We start from the raw sequence: 22,186 nt of genomic DNA, 5'->3' as shown, positions 1-22,186 counted from the left end.
ACAGTGCAAGGCTGGTTTGCGCGATCCCGGATCTGCGCTGCGCTTCGTCCGGGATGATGGCTTGGTAGAAACAAAAAAGGCCCGGATCGCTCCGGGCCTTTTGCTTGAACCTTATTCCTCGTCTTCGTCGTCGCGCTTGAGCGTCTTGAGCTTGGCGAAGACCGAGTTGACGTCGATCGCCTCTTCCTGAACCGGCTTCGGGCGGCTCATGTCCGTGAAGGGGTCGACGGGCCGCTCGGGGGCCGTGGAGACTTCCGCCGGCATCAGGGTGCCGCCGTGGTCCTGGGCTTCCACCTGCGGGCGGTCCTTGGCGGCGCGCTGCACCTCGAAATCAAGGTCGATCTGCGAGCACAGGCCAAGCGTCACCGGATCCATGGGGGTGAGGCTCGCCGAGTTCCAGTGGGTGCGCTCGCGGACCTGCTGGATCGTGGTCTTGGTGGTGCCCACCAGCCGCATGATCTGCGCGTCCTTGAGCTCCGGATGGTTGCGCACGAGCCAGAGGATCGCGTTCGGGCGGTCGTGACGGCGCGACACGGGGGTGTAGCGCGGGCCCTTCTTGATCTTCTTCTGCTCCGGCAGCTTCACGCGCGACTCGGCAAGCCGCAGGCGGTGGTTCGTGTCGCCTTGCGCCTTCTCGATCTCCTCGCGGGTCAGCTGGCCCATGGAGATGGGGTCGGCGCCCTTGATGCCCGCGGCCACTTCGCCGTCGGCAATGCCCTTCACCTCAAGCGGGTGGAGCTTGCAGAAGTCGGCGATCTGGTCGAACGACAGCGATGTATTCTCGACGAGCCAAACGGCCGTCGCCTTCGGCATCAGCGGTCCCTGGGACATGTAAGCGAACCTCCTTCAGGCCGGGCGCCGGACATTTCGGCGCCGCACGGCAAAACTCTCTTGCGCTCCGAACCGGTGCGGACCGGAGCATCTCGTCTCACGATGTGAGGGAAACGGGATGATTATAGGGATCGTGCCGCGATGTTGCAAATTTTTGAGCATCGGACCCAAAAGTGGAAGGCACTTTTGGGATTGATCCAATGCTCAATCCTTTAAGTGGCGCATCAACGATGCGCTAGAGGGTAAGGATGATCTTCCCGATATGCTCGCCCCCGTCCATGCGGGCATGGGCCTTGGCCACATCCTCGAAGGCGAAGGTTGAATCCATCACGGGCCGGCAGCGCCCCTGGGCGAGAAGCGGCCAGACCTTGTCTTCGAGCGCGCGGGCGATGACTGCCTTTTCGGCCGGCGAACGGGGCCGCAGGGTCGAACCCGTGTGGGTGAGCCGCTTGACCATGAGGCGGCGGAAATCGACCTCGACCTTCGGGCTTTGCAGGAAGGCGATCTGCACGATCCGCCCGTCCTGGGCCGCCGCGTCGTAGTTGCGCGGGATGTAGTCGCCGCCCACCATGTCGAGGATCAGGTCCGCCCCCCGGCCGCCGGTGGCCTCCTTTGTGGCCGCCACGAAATCCTGGCTCCGGTAGTTGACCGCCACGTCGGCGCCGAGCCGCAGGCAGGCGTCGCATTTGTCCTGGGATCCGGCCGTGGCAATAACGGTGGCCCCAAAGGCCTTGGCGAGCTGGATCGCCGTGGTGCCGATGCCCGAGGTGCCGCCATGGACCAGGAAGGTCTCGCCGCCCTGGAGGCGCCCTCGGTCGAACACATTGGTCCAGACGGTGAAATAGGTTTCCGGAATCGCCCCGGCCTCCTCGAAGGACAGGCCTGGAGGAACCGGCAGGGCGTTGCTCTCGTGCACGACCGCGTAGTCCGCATAGCCCCCGCCCGGTACCAAGGCCATGACGGGTTCCCCGATGGAGAAGCGCCCTGCGCTGGGGCCTGCACCAACGACTTCGCCGGCGATTTCGAGCCCGAGGATATCCGGCGCTCCGGGCGGCGGCGGATAGCCGCCCTGGCGTTGAATCACGTCGGGGCGGTTTATGCCCGCCGCCTTCACACGCACCAGGATTTCACCGTCTCCGGGCCGGGGAACAGGGCGCTGCACGACCTTGAGAACCTCGGGTCCGCCGCTTCCGTCCGCTACGACGGCGCGCATCATGTCCGGTGTCTGCCCCATTTTTCCCTCCTTTGGTCAACACTCTCCTGGGATATAGGCCCCGTTGGCAAGGAAAGCACGCCGAACTAACCTCACGACCAACCTTGAAGAGGAGAATGCCATGGCCCTCGATCCCTTCGCCGATGAACCGCGGCGCATCGTCAGCGCACATGAAATCGGCCAAGACCTGTCGATGCTCTCCGTCGATGAGCTTGAGGAGCGCGTCGAGATGCTTGAGCGGGAGGTCGCCCGCCTCAGGGAGGCGAAGGCCAAGAAGGAAAGTTCCCTTGCTGCTGCGAGCGCCTTCTTCAAGCTCGGGCAGGCCTAAAGAGCTTAAGGGTGCATTAACCATTCTCAAGCATGAATAGGGCATCCAGGTCTCTCCCTGGATGCTGAGTGGCTTAGAGGCTCACTCTGTTTGACGCTTCCCTGTTAGACTTCAAGAGCCGCCACGAGCGGCTCAATTTTTTGGCGCATCGGACCCGAAAAGTGGATTTGCACTTTTGGGATTGATCCGATGCTTTTTTATTTTGCGCATCTTTGAAGCGAAAAACCGGAACCACTTTTTCGCCCGATGCGCCGGCTTAACCTTAAGAAGAGGTTACCGAGGCAAGTCTCCGCGGACCGTCCTATAATCCCTTCATGAGTTGCAGCCCTCCGCTCCGGCGGGGGACAGGTCTTTGGGAGAGACGCGTGAACGAGCCCGACGTGATCCAGCTTGGTGTCGATCCTGTCCGGTTCGGGCAGAGCTTCGTGGGGTCGGATGCCTTCAGGGCCCTGTTTCAGGAGGGCATGGAGCTGATCGAGGAAACGGCCGCCTATCTGGACGGTCCTGGTCGGGAGGAATCCCGTCACCTGGAGCGTCAGACGAGCCTCGTCTATGCCAGCGAGAGCATGCGGCTCACCACCCGGCTGATGCAGGTCGCCTCCTGGCTCCTGCTGCAGCGGGCGGTGGCTGAAGGGGAGATCTCCCCCGATCAGGCTCAGACCGAGAAGAACAGGGTCCGGTTGAACTCGTCGGATACCAAAACAAGCATCGAGGACTATGAGGCCCTCCCGGAGCGGCTGCGGGATCTTATCGGCCTCGCGACCCGCCTCCACGCCCGGATTCTCCATCTGGAACGGCTGATGGCCGAGGCCGGACCCGCTCCCCGCCAGGCAGCACCCAATCCGATTGCGGCCCAGCTCGGCATGCTGGAAAAGGCGTTCGGGCCAGCCGAGTAGGTCCAACGAAAAAGCCCCGCTTGAGCGGGGCTTTTCATATTCCGGGTTGAAACAACCGGCGTGGGGCGCCGGGTTACTTCTTGCCGCCGATACCCAGGCCGCCGAAGCGCGAGTTGAAGCGCGACACGCGGCCGCCGCGGTCGAGCAGCTGCTGCGAACCGCCGGTCCAGGCCGGATGGGTGCTCGGGTCGATGTCGAGGTTGAGGGTGTCGCCCTCTTTGCCGTAGGTCGACCGGGTCTGATACTCGGTGCCGTTGGTCATGACCACCTTGATGAAGTGGTAGTCGGGATGTTCGGTTGCTTTGCGCGCCATTGCCATAGTCCTTCTCGCGGCCAGCCAAGTCTGGTCAGCCCGCAATGTGAAATCGAGCCTGAATTGATGAATGCGCGCCTATACCTCACTTAAGTGGTTGAAACAAGCCGGGGCAAAGGTGCTAAACCGTCCCAGAGCACTTTTCAGCGGGGTGAAACTGGTTCGCTCCCGAAAATTGAGACAGCTCAAGAGAAAAGGTCTGCTTCCATGCCAATGGAACAGCTCCGATCCGTGATTTTCGTCAACGAAGGCTGACATGGCCGATTTGCCCTCCGACCCATCCCGCTCCAAGGCCGCGCTCAGCGCTCTGAAACCACTGATCCCCTACGGCCTCGCTTACAAGGGCAGGATCGCAGCAGCCCTGGCAGCCCTCGCCATCGCCTCCGCGACCACGCTTGTCGTTCCCATTGCGGTGCGCCGGGTGATCGATTTCGGCTTCTCCGACCAGGGCCGCGACTACATCAATGCCTATTTCGTCCTCCTGCTCGGCGTCGTCGGCGTGCTCGCCTTGGCCAGCGCGTTTCGCTATTACTGCGTCATCACGCTGGGCGAGCGGGTGGTGGCGGACCTGCGCTCCGCCGTGTTCCGGCACCTGACCTCCCTCGATCCCGCCTTCTTCGACCAGACCAAGAGCGGTGAGATCGTCTCGCGGCTCACCGCCGACACCACCCAGGTCAAGGCCGCCTTCGGCGTCAGCATCTCGATTGCCCTGCGCAACCTGTTCCTGTTCCTGGGCGCGACGGTGCTCATGATCATCACGAGCCCGAAGCTCTCGGCCCTCGTGCTGCTCGCCATTCCGGTCATCGTCCTGCCGCTGGTGTTCTCGGGCCGCGCCGTGCGGCGGCGGTCGCGGGCGGCGCAGGATCGTCTGGCCGATGCCTCGGCCTATGCGGCGGAGGCCGTCGGCGCCGTGCGCACCATGCAGGCCTTCGGCATGGAACGGGCCACCGCGTCGCACTTTGCCGCCGCCGCCGAGGAGGCGTTCACTGCGGCCCGGCTTTCCACCACCATGCGGGCCTTTCTCACGGGCGCCGGCCTCTTCCTGGTTTCGGCGAGCGTGGTGGCCGTGCTCTGGTACGGCGCGCAGGACGTGCTCGCCGGCACCATGACGGGCGGGCGGCTGTCGCAGTTCGTGCTCTACGCGGTCTTCGCCGCAAGTTCGCTGGGCCAACTCTCGGAGGTCTACGGCGAACTCGCGCAAGCCGCCGGCGCGGCGGAGCGGTTGGGGGAGATCCTCGCCGCCAAGCCCGCCATCGAAGCGCCGCGCAACCCGAAGCCCCTGCCGAACCCGCCGCTGGGCACGGTGGCGTTCAAGGACGTGCATTTCGCCTATCCGACCCGCTCCGAACAGCGGGCTCTCCATGGCCTGAATCTCACCGTGAGCTCCGGCGAAAGGGTTGCCATCGTCGGGCCGTCAGGCGCCGGCAAGAGCACGATCCTGCAGCTGCTCCTGCGCTTCTACGATCCGCAGGGCGGTACGATTTGGGTCGATGGTGTTCCCATCAACGAGGCCGATCCCGTGGGCTTGCGCGCCCGCATGGCCCTCGTGCCGCAGGAGCCGACGATCTTTGCCACGAGCGTCCTCGACAACATCCGCTATGGCAAGCCCGAGGCCACGGAGGACGATGTGCGCCGCGCCGCCGAACTCGCCTCCGCCGATGGTTTCATTCGAGCCCTGCCGCAGGGCTATCAGACCCTGATCGGCGAGCGCGGAGTCACGCTCTCCGGTGGCCAGCGTCAGCGCCTCGCCATCGCCCGCGCCATCCTGAAGGATGCGCCGATCCTGCTCCTCGACGAGGCGACCTCGGCCCTGGATGCGGAGAGCGAGCGCAAGGTTCAGGGCGCCTTCGACCGGCTGATGGACGGCCGCACCACCCTCGTCATCGCCCACCGCCTTGCCACCGTGCGCTCCGCCGACCGGATCCTCGTCATGGATCAAGGCCGGATCGTCGAGGAGGGCACCCACGAGGCGTTGCTGGCGCAAGGCGGCTTGTATGCGCGGCTCGCGCGGCTGCAGTTTACGGGAGAGCAGGGGCACAGCGAGGCGGCGGAGTAGCTCTGGAGGCTTTCTTCCTATTCGCTTCGGGAGGCCAATGGGGTGAGACCTTCCCGTCATGGCCGGGCTCGCCCCGGCCATCCCGATCAGAAGGGCGCCGCTTCTCAGAAGCGAGATCACCGGCACAAGGCCGGCGATGACAGGAAGAGGCCATCGAGGGGAGTTCAGGCGATGCCCGAGACCTTTCGCATAAACATCCGCAGCAATCCGATCCCACCTAATAGAAGGGTCAACCCGGCCCCCAGTATCATCGGCCCAAAAGGCGGAGCCATGATCATAATAATCCCTGAGGTGGTGACGATCAGGCCGCCTAGACACATCAGGGCACTGACGAGGACCGCCAATCCCAGGAACACGGATCGAAGCGCCGAGCGTCCAGGAGGCCTTGAACCCTCCGGCAGCGTCGAGGGCCTATCAGGATCCCGTGCCAATCACCGCTCCGTCAGCTTCAGCTCGATGCGCCGGTTGCGGGCATAGGCCTCTTCCGTGGTGCCGTTGTCCAGCGGCTGGAACTCGCCGAAGCCTGTGGCGGCGAGGTGCTTGGGCTGGACACCTCGGGCGACGAGGGCCTGCACCATCGCGATGGCGCGGGAGGACGACAGAGCCCAGTTGGAGGGAAATTGCGGTGTGTTGATCGGGCGCTGGTCGGTGTGGCCGTCCACCCGGATCACCCATGGAATGTCGGGCGGAACCTGTTTTTCAAGTTCGATCAGGGCGCTGGCGATGCGGTCGATCTCGCCGGAGGCCTCGGGGCGCAGGAAGGACTGGCCGGCCGGGAAGAGAACCTCCGACTGGAACACGAAGCGGTCACCGACAATGCGCACGTCCGGGCGGTTGCCGAGGATTTGGCGCAGGCGGCCGAAGAAGTCGGAGCGATAGCGGGCGAGTTCCTGAACCCGCTGAGCCAGCGCCACATTGAGGCGGCTGCCGAGGTCGGCGATGCGGGCCTGGCTCTCCTTGTCCCGGTTCTCCGAAGCCGCAAGCGCATCCTCGAGGGCCGCAAGCTGGCGGCGCATGGCGGCGATCTGCTGGTTGAGGATCTCGACCTGGCTCAGGGCACGGCCCGTGGCCTGGCGTTCGCTCTCAAGCTGCGTGTTGAGCTGATCGGCCTGAACCTGCGCCGCACCGCCGCTGGCGAGAAGGCTTTGAAGGCGCGCCCGCTCGGCCTCGTTGGCCTGCAGGGTTGTCTGCAGCGACGTGACCGTCTCCTCGATGCTGCGCCGGCTCGAGCGTTCGAGGGAGAGAAGGTCGGTGAGCTCGGCGATCTGACGATTGAGCCGGTCGAGCACCGTGTCGCGCCCTGAGAGTTCACGGGACAGGAAGAACTGCCCGACGGTGAAGACCGAGATCAGGAAGATGATCGCGAGCAGCAGCGTGGACAGGGCGTCCACGAAGCCCGGCCAGTAGTTGAGCTGACCGCCGCGCCCGCGTCGCCGCCCGCCTGCGCTCGAGACCGGCATCACGGCAGCCTTTCACGGGAGAGGCGGTCGAGCACCTGCTTCAGCTCCTTCTCGCGGGCGGCCTGCGCTTCCACCCAGTCACGGATCATCTGCTGTTCGGCCCGCATGTGCTGCACGAGGCCCTGCACGCCCTCGGCGAGGTTCGCCATGGCCTGCGTGGCCGCCCGTCCGCCTCCGCCATCGTTGACGGCAGCGGTCAGCCGGTTGAGGGCGAGCGCCAGGTCCGGCGTGGTGCCGGTGCGCAAGGTAGGCTCGGCCGGGGTATCCATGGTGGAGGTGGCAAGCCAATCCTCCAGCTCCGTGTAGAACCGGTTCTGCGCCTGACCGGCCTGAAGATCGAGGAAGCCGAGGACCAGGGAACCCGCGAGGCCGAACAGGGAGGCCGAGAAGGACAGGCCCATGCCCTGGAGCGGGCCGGCGAGCGAGTTCTTGAGCTCGTCAAAAAGAACCGCCGAATCTTGGCCCGTGCGCAGCGACGAAATGATGCGGCCGACCGAGCCCACCGTGTCGATGAGGCCCCAGAAGGTGCCGAGCAGGCCGAGGAAGACCAGGAGACCGGCGAGATAGCGCACGATCTCGCGGCTCTCATCAAGGCGGGCGCCGATGGAGTCGAGGACCGAGCGGGTCGCGGCGACGGAGAAGCCCGATTGACCGGGCCGATTGCCCAGGAGGGCCGCCAGTGGGGCAAGAAGCGCCGGCTGCTCGGGAGCGACCAACCCTTCCTCGGTTCGCTGGAGCGTATTGACCCAGCGCACCTCGGGGCGCAGGCGCCAGACCTGGCGGATTGCCAGTCCGATGCCGATGAACATAACGCCCAGGATCAGGGCGTTGAGGCCTGGATTGGCCTGGAAGGCCTCCCAGATCTGCCGATAGAGGATGAAGGCGACAAACCCTGACAGAACAAGGAAGACCACCATGCGGATGAAGTAAATCCGCGGGGAGGTAAGGGGTTGGTCCGCCATCGTTATCCTGTGCATTCGTGCTTCGGGACGAACCCAATGTGACCGCGCCGGACCTAAGGATCAAGCGCGACCGTCATCTCGCAGGCTTGCACGAACAGAAATATCAGCCGCAGAACTAGCCCTTGGCCTTCTTCAGGAGCTTGAGGAGTTCCCGCTGCATGATCTCGTTGCCGCAGGCGATCGAGCCCTTGGCGATCGGGTCGCTGCCGCCGTCGGCGTCGGACACGAAGCCGCCCGCCTCGCGGATCATGAGGATGCCGGCGGCCATGTCCCAGGAGTTCAGGCCGCGCTCCCAATAGGCATCGAAGCGCCCGCAGGCCACGTAGGCGAGGTCGAGGGCAGCCGCGCCCCAGCGGCGCATGCCGCCCACATTGGCCATGACGGAAGCGCATTCGCGCAGGAACAGGCCGTGGTCGCCCTTGCCGATGTGAGGCAGGCCGCAGGCCACCACTGCATCGGCGAGGTCGCCGCGGGCCGCCACGCGGATGCGGCGGTTGTTGAGGTAGGCGCCCTTGCCGCGCTCGGCGATGAAGAGCTCGTCCTTGGCCGGATCGTAGATCACCCCGGCGACGATCTGGCCGTCGCGCTCAAGGCCGACCGAGATGGCGAACTGGGGCAGGCCGTGCAGGAAGTTCGTGGTGCCGTCGAGCGGGTCGATGTGCCAGCGGTGGCTGGTGTCGGTGCCAACGATGACGCCTTCCTCCTCCATGACGAAGCCGTAGCCGGGGCGGGACTTTTCGAGGGACTCGCGCAGGATCTTTTCCGCCTTGCGGTCGGCGGCGGACACGAAGTCGCCCGGACCCTTGCGCGAGACCTGCAGGTTCTCGACCTCGCCGAAATCGCGCTTGAGCGAGCGTGACGCCTTCATCACGGCATCGGTCATAACGGTCATGAGGGGCGAACGGATCATCGTGCAGGTCCTGACAAAGAGCGGTTTTCAAAGAGAAGGTGGTCGATGGACCACCCAGGGAGCGGCGTCAAGCGGTGGATAACCGGGCGGGCAGCCCAATTGATCCAGCGCCTTGGTATTTTGTGCTGGTGTCATCCCCGGCGGCCGTAGGCCGGGAAGGGGATCCACTTACACGCTCAGTGCCATGGATTCCCTTCCCCTCCGCTACGCTCCGGCCGGGAATGACACCGGGGCGATTACCGCATCCCCAAGCGCTCGGCCGCCAGCTTCTCGGATCGGGTGCGTTCGTCGGCCGTGAGATCCTTGAGGGCATTGTCGAGCCAGGGGTCCGCAAGACCCTGGGCGGCCGCCAGAATATGCCAGGCCGCCGCGTCGACCTTGTTGGCCGGCACGCCCCGGCCCGCCGCGAGAAGGCGGGCGAGCCGGTTCTGGGCGATGGCGTTGCCCTTGGCGGCCGCGCGGCGGAAAAAGCGGGCAGCCTGGGACTCGCTCGCCGGAACGCCGTCGCCGTTGAAGAGCAGGATCGCGTATTCCACCTCGCCGACCGAGCTGCCGTTGCGGGCGGCCCGCTCGAACAGGCGCGCGGCCTCGGTGGGGTTGCGCTCGACGCCGCGTCCCTTGAGGGTGAGCACGCCCAGCGCATGCTGCGCATCCGGGATCTCCGCCTCGGAGGCTCTTTTCAGGAGTGCAACCGCCTTCTGAAGGTCGGCGTTCGACTCGCTCGTGAGCAGGAGCAGGGCGAGGTTGTGGCTGGCGAGCGGGTTGCCCTTGGCGGCCGCTTCTTCGAGCCAGGCGCGGCCCTGTACGGCGTTCTTCGGCATGCCGCGCCCATCGAGGGCCATGAGGCCCAGGGCCGCCAGCGCATGGGCATCGCCCCGCTGCGCCGCGAGCCGGTACCATTCGGACGCCTTCTTGGGATCCACCGTGACGCCGAGACCCTGGTTGTAGAGTTCGCCCAGCAGGGTCATGGCGGCGGCGTCGTTGTTCTTCTCCAGCCGCAGGGTCGCCTCGCGGAAAGCCGTCTGATAGAGGCCGCGCTGATAAGCGCCGTAAGCCGCATCGGGCTGGGCCGCCGCGCCTGGGGTGGCCGATGCCAGCAGAAGCGAGCCGCCGATGATCCAGGAGAGACGCATCAGCGCGACGCCTCCTGGCGGTCGAGGATTTCGGCTGCCGCCTTCACCGCGGCGGCGGGGCCGTTCGGATGAGACCAAACGGCATCGCCCAGCGCCACGAACTCGGCGTTGGTCGCAGCGAGCGTCTCGACCGCGTCAAGGCTCGGAGCATAGGCCGCACAGGGCGTCTCGAAAATCTCCGCCCACCAGGAAGCCCGCTCCACCACGCTCTCCAGGGACGGGAGGGACCCGTCCGGGCGCGGCTCGCCGAACAGCAGGTAATCGACGCCAGCCTCGCCGAAGGTCATGGCATCGTCCTTGGTGCGGATCGCCCCGACCCCGAGGGCGCGCTCGAATTTCAGACGGTCGCGCATTTCCCTGACAAGGGCAGGGCCTGCGCCGTTCACGTGAACCCCATCGGCCCCGCCGCGGGCCGCAATGGTGGCTAGATCCGCCTTGGCCTCCGTTGTGACGATCACGGCCGCTCCATGCTCCTGGGCGGCGGGAGCCAGGGCCTTCACCTGGTTGGTCAGGGTGCGCTCGTCGGCGGGCGCCAGCCGCAGCAGCACGGCCGCGATAGTGCCGGTCGCGCAGGCCTCGGAAAGCTGCGGCGCGAAGGAGGCATCCTCCAGGACGGGGGTGATGAGGTAGAAGCGGGCGGCGGTATCGGCCATGGGTCACTAGGATTGAGAAAACAAAAGACACCGTTCCCATAACGAAAACGGGGCCATCTTGCGAGGCCCCGCTTGTCGATCATGATTAAGGCGAATGTTGAGCGCTTCCGCTTTCCCCTCCCCCTTGCGGGGAGGGGCAGGGGTGGGGGTGGCTCGACCGGGTGAGCGACCCATTCAGTCAGGCGCTGTATTGACCGGTCACTCAATGGAGCAGACACAGCGCTCCGACTTTGCAACCCCCACCCTCGATCCCTCCCCGCAAGGGGGAGGGAAGAGGCGTGGTGCCTGATCGCCTATTCCGCTGCCTGACGGGTCGCGCCGAAGGTCGGGTCGAGCTCGCCGGAGGCGTAGCGCTTGGCCATCTCGACGAGCGTGTAGACCCGCTTGATCTTCGAGGCCTGACCAGCGGTGTTGAACTCCTGCAGGCGCTGCTTGCAGAGCTTGGTCATCGCGTCCATGGCGGGCTTCAGGTACTTGCGCGGATCGAACTCGCCCGGATTCTCCTGGAGAACCTTGCGGATCTGGCCGGTCATGGCCATGCGGTTGTCGGTGTCGATGTTGATCTTGCGCACGCCGTGCTTGATGCCGCGCTGGATCTCCTCCACCGGCACGCCCCAGGTCGGCTTCATCTGGCCGCCATACTGGTTGATGATGTCCTGCAGGTCCTGCGGCACCGAGGAGGAGCCGTGCATCACCAAGTGCATGTTCGGGAGCTTCTTGTGGATCTCCTCGATGATGTGCATGGCCAGGATCGCGCCGTCGGGCTTGCGGGTGAACTTGTAGGCGCCATGCGAGGTGCCCATGGCGATGGCGAGCGCGTCGACCTTGGTCTCGGCCACGAACTTCACAGCCTCGTCGGGGTTCGTCAGAAGTTGGTCGTGCGAGAGCTTGCCCTCGGCGCCGTGGCCGTCCTCGGCCTCGCCTTCACCGGTTTCGAGAGAGCCGAGCACGCCGAGCTCGCCTTCCACCGAGATGCCGCCGAGATGGGCCATCTCGACCACCTTCCGGGTGACGCCCACATTGTAGTCCCAGTCGCCCGGGGTCTTGCCGTCGGCCTTCAGGGAGCCGTCCATCATCACCGAGGTGAAGCCGGCCTGGATCGCCGTCATGCAGGTGGCGGGCTCGTTGCCGTGGTCGAGATGCACGCAGACCGGAATCTGCGGATAGATCTCCGTGACCGCGTCCATCATGTGCTTGAGCATGACGTCGTTGGCATAGGAGCGCGCACCGCGGGACGCCTGGATGATCACCGGGGCATCGACCTCGCTGGCCGCCGCCATGATCGCCAGCGCCTGCTCCATGTTGTTGATGTTGAAGGCAGGCACGCCGTAGCCGTGCTCGGCTGCGTGATCCAGAAGCTGCCTCATCGTGATGCGGGCCATTTGGTCCTCCGTATTGGTTTTGCTTTTAAACAGCGCAGAAGCTGAACCTCAGCTTAAGCATCTTGCTAAGCCATCTAGGCCACGATTCCTCTTGGCAAAGTGGGTTAACCACTTTGCCAGCATGGACTTAAGCCCGCAGGGCTTCCACGCCGGGCAGGGACTTGCCCTCGAGCCATTCGAGGAAGGCGCCGCCGGCCGTCGACACATAGGTGAAGCTGTCCGCGACGCCGGCATGGTTGAGGGCCGCCACCGTATCGCCGCCGCCGGCAACCGACACGAGCTTTCCGTCCTTGGTGCGCTGAGCCGCGTGGCGGGCCGCCGCCACCGTGCCCTGATCGAACGGGGCGATCTCGAAGGCGCCGAGCGGACCGTTCCACACCACCGTCGCGGCGTCGTTGATCGCCGCCTGGATGCGCTCGATGGATTGCGAGCCCACATCCAGGATCATCTGATCCTCTGGGATCGCGTCGATGCCGTAGGTATGGTTGTGGGCGCCCGCCTTAAACTCGTAGGCGCAGACACCGTCGACGGGCAGGATGATGGCGCAGTTGGCGTCCCGCGCCTTCTCGATGATGCGCATGGCAGTGGCGGCCAGATCCTTCTCGGCCAGCGACTTGCCGATGCCGAGGCCTGTCGCGTGCACGAAGGTGTTGGCCATGCCGCCGCCGATCACCAGCGCATCGACCCTGGTGACGAGGTTTTCGAGCAGGTCGATCTTGGTCGACACCTTGGCGCCACCCACGATGGCAACCACCGGGCGCTTGGGCGCCTCAAGACCCTTGGTCAGGGCGTCGAGCTCCGCCTGCATGGAGCGCCCGGCGTAACCGGGCAGCGCACGGGCCAAGCCCTCGGTGGAGGCATGAGCCCGGTGAGCGGCCGAGAAGGCGTCGTTGACATAGAGGTCGCCGAGCTTCGCCAGCTCCTGGACGAAGGCCGGATCGTTCTTCTCCTCGCCCGCATGGAAGCGGGTGTTTTCGAGGAGAAGCACGTCGCCGTCCTTCAGGGCGTTGACGGCGCTGCTGGCGGCCTCGCCGATGCAGTCGTCGGCGAAGGTGACAGACTTGCCAAGGTGCTGCGAGACCGCTTCCGCAACCGGCTTCAGGGACTCCTTCGGGTCGCGTCCCTTCGGGCGTCCGAAATGGGCGAGGAGGATCACCTTCCCTCCCTTGTCGGCGATTTCCCGGATGGTGGGCAGGACGCGCTCGATGCGCGTCGCGTCCGTGATCCGGCCGTTCTCCATGGGGACGTTGAGGTCCACCCGGACGAGAACGCGTTGTCCCTTGACGTCGGCCTGGTCGAGTGTGCGGAAGGCGGTCATCGGCAGCCTCCCTTAGATGAGCTTCGCCATGGCGATGGCGGTGTCCGCCATGCGGTTCGAGAAGCCCCACTCGTTGTCGTACCAGGACAGCACGCGCACGAAGTTACCCTCCATGACCTTGGTCTGGTCCATGTGGAACACGGAGGAGTGCGGGTCGTGGTTGAAGTCGGAGGAGACGTTCGGGGCGTTCGTGTAGCCGAGGATGCCCTTGAGCGGGCCGTCGGCGGCAGCCTTGATCGCCTGGTTGATCTCTTCCTTCGTGGTGTTCCTCTTCGCCACGAACTTGAAGTCAACCACCGACACGTTCGGGGTCGGCACGCGGATCGACGAGCCGTCGAGCTTGCCGTTGAGATCGGGCAGCACGAGACCCACGGCCTTGGCGGCGCCGGTGGAGGTCGGGATCATGTTCAGGGCCGCCGCGCGGGCGCGGTAGAGGTCCTTGTGCATCTGATCGAGGGTGGGCTGGTCGTTCGTGTACGAGTGGATCGTGGTCATGAAGCCCTTCTCGATCCCGACCGCATCATGAAGCACCTTCGCCACGGGGGCGAGGCAGTTCGTGGTGCAGGAGGCGTTCGAGATGACCACGTGGTCCTTGGTCAGCTTGTCGTGGTTGACGCCGTAGACGACCGTCAGGTCGGCACCGTCGGCGGGAGCCGACACGATGACGCGCTTGGCGCCGGCAGTCAGGTGCGCCGAGGCCTTCTCCTTCGAGGTGAAGATGCCGGTGCATTCCATGGCGATGTCGACGCCGAGCTCCCGGTGCGGCAGGGTCGCCGGGTCCTTGATCGCCGTGACGCGGATCTTCTGGCCGTTGATGACGAGGAACTCGCCGTCGACCTGCACGTCCGCCGGGAAGCGGCCATGGACGGAGTCGAAGCGGAGAAGGTGAGCGTTCGTCTCGACCGGGCCGAGATCGTTGATGGCAACCACCTCGATGTCCTTGCGACCGCTCTCCACGATGCCACGGAGGATGTTGCGTCCGATGCGACCGAATCCGTTGATCGCGACCTTCACCGTCATAGCTTTAGCTCCCTTGCGTAACGAGGCCTCGGTTCTTGTCGAGCCTCAGAGATTGTGTGTCCGGAGAACCTTCTCCGCGATGGCCTCGGCGGTGATGCCGAAGTGCTTGTAAAGGTCCTTGTAGGGCGCGCTGGCGCCAAACCCATGCATGCCGACGAAAATTCCGTCCGGGCCGATGACCGAATCCCAGCCGAAGCGCACCGCCGCCTCCACCGCAACCTTGATCGGCGCATCGCCGATGATCTCGTGGCGGACCTTCTCAGGCTGTGCCAGGAACAGGTCGAGCGAGGGCACCGACACAACCCGAACGGCGAAGCTTTGTTCATCCAGAAGCTTCTGGGCTGCAAGCGCGATCTCCACCTCGGAGCCCGAGGCGAAGAGGGTGGCGCGGGCCTTGGCCGAAGCGGGCGACAGCTCGTAGGCGCCGGTGGCCGAGAGATTCTCGGCCCCGCCTGCTTTCCGAACCTGCGGCAGGTTCTGGCGGGTCAGCGCCAGGGTCGACGGGCCGTCGGTGCGCTCGAGGGCCATCTGCCAGCACTCGGCGGTCTCGACCGCGTCGGCCGGGCGGAACACCCGCATCTTCGGCATGGAGCGAAGCGCCGCCAGATGCTCCACCGGCTGGTGGGTCGGGCCGTCCTCGCCGAGGCCTATGGAATCGTGGGTCATCACATAAACGGCCGGAATGCCGGCGAGCGCCGCGATGCGCATGGCGGGCCGGGCATAGTCGGTGAAGACCAGGAAGGTCGCGCCCGCCGGCACGTAGCCGCCATGGAGCGCGATTCCGTTCATGGCCGCCGCCATGCCGTGCTCGCGGATGCCGTAATGGATGTAGCGGCCGGCATAGTTGCCCGGCGAGATGGCGGTGAGGTTCTTGGTCTTGGTGTTGTTGGAGGGCGTGAGATCCGCCGAGCCCAGCACCAGCTCCGGCACCGCCTCGGTGATGACCTCAAGGGCGATCTCGCTCGCCTTGCGGGTGGCGACATTCTGCGGCTCGGCGATGAGCCGGTCCTTCAGCCTGGCGACGGCGTCAGCGAGCCCCTGCGGGCGCACGCCCTTCACACGGCGCTCGAACTCGGCGCGCTTCTCGGCGGGCAGAGCCTTCAGGCGCTCGGCCCATGCCTTGCGCTGGCGGCTGCCCTTCTTGCCGGCCTTGGCCCAGGCGGTGCGGATGTTGTCGGGGATCTCAAAGGGCGCATGGCTCCAGCGCAGCGCCGCCTTGGCGCCGGCCAGTTCCTCGGCACCGAGCGGCTCGCCGTGGGCCTTGGAGGTGCCGGCCTTCTTCGGGGCGCCGTAGCCGATGACGGTCTTGCAGGCGATGAGGGTCGGGCGGTCCGACTTCTGGGCACGGGAGATGGCGCGCTGGATCGCCTTCTCGTCATGGCCGTCGACGCGCACGGCGTTCCAGCCGCAGGCCTGGAAGCGCTTCACCTGATCGACGGAGTCGGAGAGGGAGAGGGGGCCGTCGATGGAGATCTCGTTGTCGTCCCACAGGACGATCATGCGGTTGAGCTTCAGGTGGCCGGCGAACGCAATGGCCTCGTGGCTGATGCCTTCCATCAGGTCGCCGTCGGAGGCGAGCACGTAGGTGTAATGGTCGACGAGGTCGCTGCCGTATTCGGCGTTGAGCATGCGCTCAGCAAGCGCGAAGCCTACCGCCGTGGCGATGCCCTGGCCGAGCGGCCCGGTGGTGGTCTCGACGCCCGGCGTCATGAAGTTTTCCGGGTGGCCGGGGGTCTTGGAATCGAGCTTGCGGAAGTTCTTCAGCTCCTCGACCGTCATGCCCTTCACGCCGGTGAGGTGCAGGAGGGAATAGAGCAGCATCGAGCCGTGGCCGGCCGACAGGATGAACCGGTCGCGGTCGGGCCAGGTCGGGTCGGCGGCATCGTATTTCAGGAACTTGGTGAACAGCACCGTGGCGATATCGGCGGCGCCCATGGGGAGGCCCGGATGGCCGGATTTGGCTGTTTCGACGGCGTCCATGGCGAGGACGCGCACGGCGTTCGCCAGATCGGAATGGGTGACGCGATCGGCGGAGACGATATCTTGCACGGCAGGATCCACAAATCTTGAGGGCCCCGCAACGGGGCGGTCTGTCTGGGAAAGGTGCGGGCTCCTTAACACGGGGCAGGGGGGAGTCAAAGGCTCGAAGGGGCGTAATCCCCTTCCGGAGAACTGCTCCTCACTCCAATGAGCCCATGGCTTTTCGCCGAACTGGAGGGCCGCGCCGGCGAATACCGGGTCCACTTTTCCGCACGATGCGCTAGTCTCATGCCCGAATCCCGGAGGCATGATGGCGCCCACACTCGACGAAGCGATGAAGCGGCTGGACATGGCCCTGGGCCTGCTCGAAGCGTCCGTATCCCGGCGCCTCGAGGCCGACAGGAGGCGCGGCGGCCTGGAGACAGAACTCCAGCTCATGCAGGACGATCGCTCTCGCTTGGCGGTGGAACTCGACGGGGCGCTCACCCGCCTGCACCGCTTCGAGGCCGCCACCGACGACGTGAGCCGGCGGGTTCGCCAGGCCATCGGGGCTGTCGAGACCGTGCTGGCCCAGGCCGGCCAACTGGCTCCGGCCGGGCAATTCGAACCTGAGGAAGGCTGAAGCCATGTCCCAGGTGACGGTGACCATTGCCGGCAGAACCTACCGGATCGCCTGCGCGGAGGGCGAAGAGCAACACCTCGAAGGGCTGGCGGCCTCCTACAATGCCCGCGTGGAGGAGATGCGCGCCACTTTCGGTCAGGTCGACGACCTGCGCCTTCATGTGATGGCGGCCGTCTCCCAGGCCGACGAGCTGCACGAAGCGAGAAAGCAGATCACGGCTCTCACCGAGGAAGTGGCGATGCTCAACAGCGTCCATATCTATCGGGACGAGCGCCTCGGCCAAATCGAGGCGAGGCTCGCCGAAGGCATTCAGCGGGCAGCCGAGCGCATCGAGGAGCTGGCCCGCAGCCTCAACGGGGCAGGGCAGGTTGAGGCGGGCCCCAGGTGATAATCCAGATGATCCTGTTGCGAGTGCACGGGTGTTCTGCTCTCATCCGAGAATGAATTCCCTCTCAGATGCTCACTTGGCCAAGCACGTCGAAGAGGCCTGCCTGAACGGCTGGCCGGCTTTGCGTGAAGTGGTTTTCGACGGCTGGCTGATCCGCCTGGCGGACGGCTACACCCGGCGGACGAACTCCGTGAATTTGCTCTCGGCCGGCACCTTGCCGCTCGATCACAAGATCCGGTACTGCGAGACTGTCTACGCCGCCCAGGGGCAGGCGCCGATCTTCTGCATTCCCACCCACGCCGATCCTTCCATAAGCCGGGCTCTCGACCGCAAGGGCTACGGTCCGCCGGAGGATGAAAGCTGCGTCCTGTTCCTGGATTTCGCCGAGGCCCCGCCTGAACCGGTCGGTGATGTCGTGCTGGAGGAAGGATTTCCCTGGGAGTTCTGGCTGAACACTTTGGCGCGCCTCCACGGACAGAGCCAGGATGTGCAGGGCATCCATCGCATGATCCTGGAGAGCCTGTCGGTTCCGGCCGTCTTCGCAGCCGTTCGCAGCAACGATGGACGCCTGGGCGCTCTGGCCTATGGGGCGGTTCACGACGGGCTGGTCTGCGTGAACTCCGTCGTGACCGATCCCGCTTGCCGGCGGCAGGGCCTGGGGCGAAAGGTCGTGTCCGCCGTGCTCGCCTGGGCCAAGGAGCGTTTACCGGCGTCGGGATGTCTGATATTGCCGGTCGTTCCCTGCCGATTTTCCGAACTTTCCCCTTTCCCCGGCGCGCCCCAATCCCTACATAGGAAAGGCGGGGCTGCGGGGCGCGTTAGGAGTTCATATTCCCCGGGGCCTTATCGATCCCAACGGGAGCTGTCCCTGCCCGGTCCGTGGACCGGAACATACGGCGCCCACCTACTTTGTAGGTTCCCGGGATCGCTTCTCCGACGGTTTCTGTGGCTCCGCACCTGATGCATTCTCTCTCCCCTCCCGAGTTGAAAGAGCGGCTTCGCAGCGAGGGGTTTGCCCGGCGCGACGGGCTCGACAAGGACTTTCGCCACGATGCCGCGCAGCGCATCATGGCCCAGGCCCTCGACCTCCCCGATCTCCAAGGCGTGACGCCGGTGGGCGGCTACTGGCCGATCCGCACCGAGGTCGATCCGCGTCCGCTCATGGAAGCGCTGCTCGAACGCGGGCAGGACGTGGCCCTCTCCCAGATCCTCCATCCCTATCTGAGCTGGCGCCTCTGGCAGCCCGGCGACGTGCTGATCAAAGGCGGCTTCGGCGTGCGCGAGCCCGGCCCCGACGCGCCCGAGGTGTTCCCGAAAGCGCTGCTCGTGCCGCTGGTTGCCTTCGACCGCCGGGGAGGGCGCATCGGCTACGGGAAAGGGCATTTCGACCGTGCCATCGCGGCGCTGGAGGAGCAGCATTCCGTCTTGACCATCGGCTTGGCTTATGCGGTTCAGGAGATCGACGAGGTTCCGGTCGAGCCCCATGACCGTCTCCTCGACGTTATCATCACGGAAGCCGAACTCATTCGGACGAAATCCGCTTAAAGGTCCATCATGCGTCTTCTCTTTCTCGGCGACATCGTCGGGCGGCCCGGCCGCAACGCGGTGATCGAGCGCCTGCCCGCTCTTCGCGACCGCTGGCAGCTCGATTGCGTGGTCATCAACGGCGAGAATTCTGCCGGTGGATTCGGCATCAACGAGGCGATCTGCGACGAGATTCTGGCCGCGGGCGCCGATGCGATCACGCTGGGCAACCACTCCTGGGACCAGCGCGAGACGCTTGTCTTCATCGAGCGCCAGCCGCGGCTTCTGCGGCCCGTGAACTTCCCGCAGGGCACGCCGGGACGCGGCGCCAACCTCATCGACACCCGCTCCGGCCACCGGGTCCTCGTGGTCAACGTCATGGGCCGCCTCTACATGGACCCGCTCGACGATCCGTTCGCGGCCGTCGACCGGGAGCTGGAGACCTGCCCCATGGGTCAGGTGGCCGATGCGGTCATCATCGACGTGCACGCGGAGGCCACCAGCGAGAAGGAGGCCATGGGCCATTACTTCGACGGGCGGGCGAGCCTCGTGGTCGGCACCCACACCCATGTGCCCACGGCCGATCACCGGGTCCTGGCCGGCGGCACGGCCTACATGTCGGACGCGGGCATGTGCGGCGACTACGATTCCGTCCTCGGCATGCAGAAGGAAGAATCGATCCGCCGCTTCATCCAGAAGACCCCCGGTGCCCGCATGGAGCCGGCCCTGGGCGAGGGCACGCTTTCGGGCATCGCGGTCGAGACCGACGACCGCACCGGCCTCGCTAGGCGCGTGGCTGCGGTTCGCCTCGGGCCGAACCTGGAAGAGACCTGGCCCCGCTTCTGGGATTGAGCGCGGGATCTCCCTCTCCCCTCTGCGGGAGAGGGCAATGGTCCATTACCATCCCTTGGCGTGGAGCGTCGCCGTTCCCATCTGTCCCGTCACGGAGGTGATCGGTGGACGCAGACGCGAAGACAACCAGGACCGGCAGGATCAACGTCTATCGGCAGACGAGCGAGTTCCATCAGGCACACGAGCACCAGAGCGCCTCGGCCGTCCTGCGCGCCGTGATCGACGAGGCCAAGGGCGAGACGATCTCGATCCGTGAGATCATCGAGGCCTTCGGCGAACGCGCCTTCGGCTTCGTCTTGATCCTGTTCTCCCTGCCGAACTGCGTCCCCAACGTGCCGGGCATCGCCGGCATCGTCGGCACACCCGTGCTCATTTTCGGTATCCAGATGATGCTGGGCCACAAGCGTCCCTGGCTGCCGGGCTTCATCCTGCGCCAGACGGTTTCCGTCGCGAAGTTCAAGCGCCTCATCGACATCGCGGAGCCCAAGCTCCAGAAGTTGGAGAGCTACTGCAAGCCCCGGCTGCTCCAGCTCTTCGGCCCCATTGGCGACCGGGTGGTCGGGCTCTTCGCCTTCCTGGTTGCCGTGTCGGTCCTGATCCCGTTCCCAGGTACCAACTTCCCCCCCTCCATCGCCCTCGTCATCGCGTCCATCGCCGTGATGGAGGAGGACGGCTACCTCCTGCTCGTCGGCTACCTCATCGGCTTGGCCGGGCTTGCCTATACGGTGACGATCCTGGGCGCCTCCTACCACCTGATCGTGGCGGCCTTCCAGAACCTGCCGGGCTGGCTCGGCTTCTAGGCACGATCTCTTAAGCGCTTCGGGCCTAATCTTCCCTTAGGGAAGAGGGGGCTACGGGTGGGCGTACAATCACGGGAATGGATGGGGGATCTGGCGGATTCTCCAAAGGCCATCCGTCTGTCGGAGGTGCTGGGGGCGCTGAGTCATGCCTTGGACCTGACCGAGGGCCAGCCCGCCGGCCATTGCGTACGGGCGTGCTGGATCGGGGTCCATGTGGGGCGGGAGCTGGGCCTCAGCGAGACTGCGCTGTGGGAGCTCTACTACACGCTTCTCCTGAAGGACCTTGGCTGCAGCAGCAACGCGGCCCGCATCTGCCAGCTCTACCTCACCGACGACCTCTCCTTCAAACGGGACTTCAAGACGGTCGGCGACCGGCTCCCGCAGGTCTTGAGGTTCGTGCTGTCCCACACCGGACTGAAATCCGGGCTGGCGGAGCGTTTCCGTGCGGTCGTCAACATCGTCCAGAACGGCGGCGAGATCGCCCGTGAGCTCATCGAGACCCGATGTCAGCGGGGCGCCGAGATCGCCCGCCAGCTGCGCTTTCCGGAGGGCGTGGCGCACGGGATCCAATCGCTTGACGAGCACTGGAACGGCGGCGGCAAGCCGCTCAGCATTGCCGGAGCCAGCATCCCTGTCTATTCCCGCATCGCGCTTCTCGCCCAGGTGGTGGACGTCTTCCACACCAGCTCCGGAGAGGCGGCGGCCCGGCATGAGGTGGGAGCCCGGTCGGGAACGTGGTTCGATCCCCAGGTTGTCGAAGCCTTCGAGCGCGTCGCTGAGAGCCGTGCGTTCTGGGAGGTTCTGCGCTCCGACGATGTGGAGACCGCGATCTTCGCCCTGGAGCCGGCCCAACATATCGAGATCGCCGACGAGGCTTATCTCGACGACATCGCGGCAGCCTTCGCACGGGTGGTCGACTCCAAAAGCCCCTATACCAGCGGCCACAGCGACCGGGTCGCGTTCTTCGCCGATCTGATCGCAGGCGAAATGGGCTTCGACGAGGCGGGGCGGCGGCGCCTGAGGCGGGCAGCCCTGCTCCACGACATCGGCAAGCTGGGGGTCAGCAACGAAATTCTCGACAAGCCGGGCAAGCTGGACGAGGCGGAGTTTGCCGCGATGCGCCATCACGCCCTCTACAGCGAGACCATCCTGTCCCGGATCGGGGCCTTCGAGGAGCTGGCCCGCATCGGTGGCGCCCATCACGAGCGCCTCGACGGCAAGGGCTACCCCAGGGGGCTCACGGGAGAGGAGATCGGCCTGGAGACCCGGATCATCTCGGTCGCCGATGTGTTCGACGCCCTGACGGCCGATCGCCCTTACCGCGCCGCCATGCCGGTCTCGAAGGCCATGGGAATCCTGGAGGCCGAGACCGGCACAGCCTTCGACCCAGCCTGCGTGGAGGCGCTCCGGCGGGCTCTGGACCGGATCGAGGGCAGGCAGGACCAAAGGGGCTTTGCCTGAAGCCCTTCGCCGCCTTATAAGCGGGCCATCGTCAACTTCTCAGGCCTGACGGGCGCCTCCCCATGAGGCGGCTCTCGGCCGATA

General features: G+C 65.7%; 22 protein-coding genes, 1 other RNA gene and 1 pseudogene. 11 read left to right on the top strand and 13 right to left on the bottom strand.

Annotated elements, in window-relative coordinates; translation table 11 throughout:
* Positions 1–111: 111 nt before the first annotated feature.
* Together IC232_RS16730 and IC232_RS16725 are read right to left on the bottom strand one after the other, a co-directional pair.
* Positions 112–831, bottom strand: a complete 720-nt coding sequence (locus tag IC232_RS16730) for a DUF1013 domain-containing protein (protein WP_190846119.1) — start codon at positions 829–831, stop codon at positions 112–114.
* 235 nt (positions 832–1,066) lie between these two features.
* The gene (locus IC232_RS16725; protein WP_190846118.1) at positions 1,067–2,065 is read right to left on the bottom strand and encodes an NAD(P)H-quinone oxidoreductase; all 999 of its coding nucleotides are present in this window, start codon (positions 2,063–2,065) and stop codon (positions 1,067–1,069) included.
* A gap of 100 nt (positions 2,066–2,165) precedes the next feature.
* Here IC232_RS16725 and IC232_RS16720 point away from each other — a divergent pair, with 100 nt between their 5' ends.
* A complete protein-coding gene (locus tag IC232_RS16720) occupies positions 2,166–2,372 on the top strand; it encodes a DUF1192 domain-containing protein (protein WP_190846117.1) in 207 nt (68 codons plus the stop codon).
* Positions 2,373–2,737: 365 nt separating this feature from the next.
* Positions 2,738–3,268: a DUF1465 family protein gene (locus tag IC232_RS16715; protein WP_312895186.1), complete on the top strand. Its 531-nt coding sequence runs from the start codon at positions 2,738–2,740 to the stop codon at positions 3,266–3,268.
* Between the two features lie 73 nt (positions 3,269–3,341).
* On the opposite strand, the gene rpmE is transcribed toward IC232_RS16715, so the two are convergent.
* Entirely contained in the window at positions 3,342–3,581 is a 240-nt protein-coding gene (rpmE, locus tag IC232_RS16710) for a 50S ribosomal protein L31 (RefSeq protein WP_190846115.1), read from the bottom strand.
* Positions 3,582–3,837: 256 nt separating this feature from the next.
* Here rpmE and IC232_RS16705 point away from each other — a divergent pair, with 256 nt between their 5' ends.
* Entirely contained in the window at positions 3,838–5,637 is a 1,800-nt protein-coding gene (locus tag IC232_RS16705) for an ABC transporter transmembrane domain-containing protein (protein WP_190846114.1), read from the top strand.
* Positions 5,638–6,068: 431 nt separating this feature from the next.
* On the opposite strand, the gene IC232_RS16700 is transcribed toward IC232_RS16705, so the two are convergent.
* From IC232_RS16700 to tkt, 9 genes are all read right to left on the bottom strand, one after another.
* Positions 6,069–7,097, bottom strand: coding sequence for a peptidoglycan -binding protein (locus IC232_RS16700; RefSeq protein WP_190846113.1), 1,029 nt, complete (start codon positions 7,095–7,097; stop codon positions 6,069–6,071).
* Positions 7,097–8,059, bottom strand: coding sequence for a flagellar motor protein MotA (locus tag IC232_RS16695; RefSeq protein WP_190846112.1), 963 nt, complete (start codon positions 8,057–8,059; stop codon positions 7,097–7,099). Before IC232_RS16695 ends, IC232_RS16700 begins: the two co-directional genes overlap by 1 nt.
* A 115-nt stretch (positions 8,060–8,174) precedes the next feature.
* Positions 8,175–8,969: an inositol monophosphatase family protein gene (locus IC232_RS16690; RefSeq protein ID WP_190846111.1), complete on the bottom strand. Its 795-nt coding sequence runs from the start codon at positions 8,967–8,969 to the stop codon at positions 8,175–8,177.
* A 236-nt stretch (positions 8,970–9,205) separates the two neighbouring features.
* Complete coding sequence (locus IC232_RS16685; RefSeq protein WP_190846110.1) at positions 9,206–10,102, bottom strand: tetratricopeptide repeat protein; 897 nt, start codon at positions 10,100–10,102, stop codon at positions 9,206–9,208.
* The gene (locus tag IC232_RS16680) at positions 10,102–10,755 is read right to left on the bottom strand and encodes a thiamine phosphate synthase (protein WP_190846109.1); all 654 of its coding nucleotides are present in this window, start codon (positions 10,753–10,755) and stop codon (positions 10,102–10,104) included. Before IC232_RS16680 ends, IC232_RS16685 begins: the two co-directional genes overlap by 1 nt.
* Positions 10,756–11,048: 293 nt before the next feature.
* Positions 11,049–12,137 carry a class II fructose-bisphosphate aldolase gene (gene fba, locus IC232_RS16675; RefSeq protein ID WP_190846108.1) on the bottom strand — a complete coding sequence of 363 codons (1,089 nt, stop codon included), beginning with the start codon at positions 12,135–12,137 and terminating at the stop codon, positions 11,049–11,051.
* A gap of 127 nt (positions 12,138–12,264) precedes the next feature.
* Positions 12,265–13,455 carry a phosphoglycerate kinase gene (locus IC232_RS16670; protein ID WP_190846107.1) on the bottom strand — a complete coding sequence of 397 codons (1,191 nt, stop codon included), beginning with the start codon at positions 13,453–13,455 and terminating at the stop codon, positions 12,265–12,267.
* 12 nt (positions 13,456–13,467) lie between these two features.
* Positions 13,468–14,475: a type I glyceraldehyde-3-phosphate dehydrogenase gene (gene gap / locus IC232_RS16665; protein ID WP_190846106.1), complete on the bottom strand. Its 1,008-nt coding sequence runs from the start codon at positions 14,473–14,475 to the stop codon at positions 13,468–13,470.
* A 45-nt stretch (positions 14,476–14,520) separates the two neighbouring features.
* Positions 14,521–16,524: a transketolase gene (gene tkt / locus IC232_RS16660; RefSeq protein WP_190846105.1), complete on the bottom strand. Its 2,004-nt coding sequence runs from the start codon at positions 16,522–16,524 to the stop codon at positions 14,521–14,523.
* 238 nt (positions 16,525–16,762) lie between these two features.
* On the opposite strand from tkt, the gene IC232_RS16655 reads away from it, so the two are divergent.
* Complete coding sequence (locus IC232_RS16655) at positions 16,763–17,077, top strand: DUF4164 domain-containing protein (RefSeq protein WP_312895185.1); 315 nt, start codon at positions 16,763–16,765, stop codon at positions 17,075–17,077.
* A gap of 4 nt (positions 17,078–17,081) precedes the next feature.
* Complete coding sequence (locus IC232_RS16650; RefSeq protein WP_190846104.1) at positions 17,082–17,465, top strand: cell division protein ZapA; 384 nt, start codon at positions 17,082–17,084, stop codon at positions 17,463–17,465.
* Between the two features lie 64 nt (positions 17,466–17,529).
* On the opposite strand, the gene IC232_RS32445 is transcribed toward IC232_RS16650, so the two are convergent.
* On the bottom strand, positions 17,530–18,063 hold the full coding sequence (locus IC232_RS32445) for a hypothetical protein (protein ID WP_246812252.1): 534 nt from the start codon (positions 18,061–18,063) through the stop codon (positions 17,530–17,532).
* Between IC232_RS32445 and IC232_RS33280 the strand changes: the two are divergent.
* From IC232_RS33280 to IC232_RS16620, 6 genes and pseudogenes are all read left to right on the top strand, one after another.
* A pseudogene (locus tag IC232_RS33280) lies at positions 18,034–18,126 on the top strand (GNAT family N-acetyltransferase); the annotation flags it as partial. The gene IC232_RS32445 and the pseudogene IC232_RS33280 overlap by 30 nt on opposite strands.
* Positions 18,127–18,265: 139 nt before the next feature.
* Positions 18,266–18,421, top strand: a non-coding RNA gene (gene ssrS, locus IC232_RS16640) — 6S RNA.
* Positions 18,422–18,425: 4 nt separating this feature from the next.
* Complete coding sequence (locus tag IC232_RS16635; protein WP_190846103.1) at positions 18,426–19,010, top strand: 5-formyltetrahydrofolate cyclo-ligase; 585 nt, start codon at positions 18,426–18,428, stop codon at positions 19,008–19,010.
* 9 nt (positions 19,011–19,019) lie between these two features.
* Positions 19,020–19,841 carry a TIGR00282 family metallophosphoesterase gene (locus IC232_RS16630; protein WP_190846102.1) on the top strand — a complete coding sequence of 274 codons (822 nt, stop codon included), beginning with the start codon at positions 19,020–19,022 and terminating at the stop codon, positions 19,839–19,841.
* 104 nt (positions 19,842–19,945) lie between these two features.
* Positions 19,946–20,641, top strand: coding sequence for an exopolysaccharide biosynthesis protein (locus tag IC232_RS16625; RefSeq protein WP_190846101.1), 696 nt, complete (start codon positions 19,946–19,948; stop codon positions 20,639–20,641).
* A gap of 81 nt (positions 20,642–20,722) precedes the next feature.
* Positions 20,723–22,102 (top strand): HD-GYP domain-containing protein, encoded by a 1,380-nt coding sequence (locus tag IC232_RS16620; protein WP_190846202.1) that lies wholly within the window; start codon positions 20,723–20,725, stop codon positions 22,100–22,102.
* Positions 22,103–22,186: the final 84 nt, after the last annotated feature.

Source organism: Microvirga sp. (assembly GCF_014699075.1).
Classification (GTDB): domain Bacteria; phylum Pseudomonadota; class Alphaproteobacteria; order Rhizobiales; family Beijerinckiaceae; genus Microvirga.
This window is presented reverse-complemented; position numbering and strand designations above follow the sequence as displayed.

Coding starts and splice junctions, on each gene's coding strand:
- IC232_RS16620 (WP_190846202.1), top strand. CDS start 20,723: ATGGGGGATCTGGCGGATTCTCCAAAGGCCATCCGTCTGTCGGAGGTG.
- IC232_RS16725 (WP_190846118.1), bottom strand. CDS start 2,065: ATGGGGCAGACACCGGACATGATGCGCGCCGTCGTAGCGGACGGAAGC.
- IC232_RS16730 (WP_190846119.1), bottom strand. CDS start 831: ATGTCCCAGGGACCGCTGATGCCGAAGGCGACGGCCGTTTGGCTCGTC.
- IC232_RS16635 (WP_190846103.1), top strand. CDS start 18,426: ATGCATTCTCTCTCCCCTCCCGAGTTGAAAGAGCGGCTTCGCAGCGAG.
- fba (WP_190846108.1), bottom strand. CDS start 12,137: ATGGCCCGCATCACGATGAGGCAGCTTCTGGATCACGCAGCCGAGCAC.
- IC232_RS16700 (WP_190846113.1), bottom strand. CDS start 7,097: ATGCCGGTCTCGAGCGCAGGCGGGCGGCGACGCGGGCGCGGCGGTCAG.
- IC232_RS16685 (WP_190846110.1), bottom strand. CDS start 10,102: ATGCGTCTCTCCTGGATCATCGGCGGCTCGCTTCTGCTGGCATCGGCC.
- IC232_RS16720 (WP_190846117.1), top strand. CDS start 2,166: ATGGCCCTCGATCCCTTCGCCGATGAACCGCGGCGCATCGTCAGCGCA.
- IC232_RS16670 (WP_190846107.1), bottom strand. CDS start 13,455: ATGACCGCCTTCCGCACACTCGACCAGGCCGACGTCAAGGGACAACGC.
- IC232_RS16695 (WP_190846112.1), bottom strand. CDS start 8,059: ATGGCGGACCAACCCCTTACCTCCCCGCGGATTTACTTCATCCGCATG.
- IC232_RS16630 (WP_190846102.1), top strand. CDS start 19,020: ATGCGTCTTCTCTTTCTCGGCGACATCGTCGGGCGGCCCGGCCGCAAC.
- IC232_RS16705 (WP_190846114.1), top strand. CDS start 3,838: ATGGCCGATTTGCCCTCCGACCCATCCCGCTCCAAGGCCGCGCTCAGC.
- IC232_RS16650 (WP_190846104.1), top strand. CDS start 17,082: ATGTCCCAGGTGACGGTGACCATTGCCGGCAGAACCTACCGGATCGCC.
- IC232_RS16690 (WP_190846111.1), bottom strand. CDS start 8,969: ATGATCCGTTCGCCCCTCATGACCGTTATGACCGATGCCGTGATGAAG.
- IC232_RS16655 (WP_312895185.1), top strand. CDS start 16,763: ATGATGGCGCCCACACTCGACGAAGCGATGAAGCGGCTGGACATGGCC.
- IC232_RS16680 (WP_190846109.1), bottom strand. CDS start 10,755: ATGGCCGATACCGCCGCCCGCTTCTACCTCATCACCCCCGTCCTGGAG.
- gap (WP_190846106.1), bottom strand. CDS start 14,475: ATGACGGTGAAGGTCGCGATCAACGGATTCGGTCGCATCGGACGCAAC.
- rpmE (WP_190846115.1), bottom strand. CDS start 3,581: ATGGCGCGCAAAGCAACCGAACATCCCGACTACCACTTCATCAAGGTG.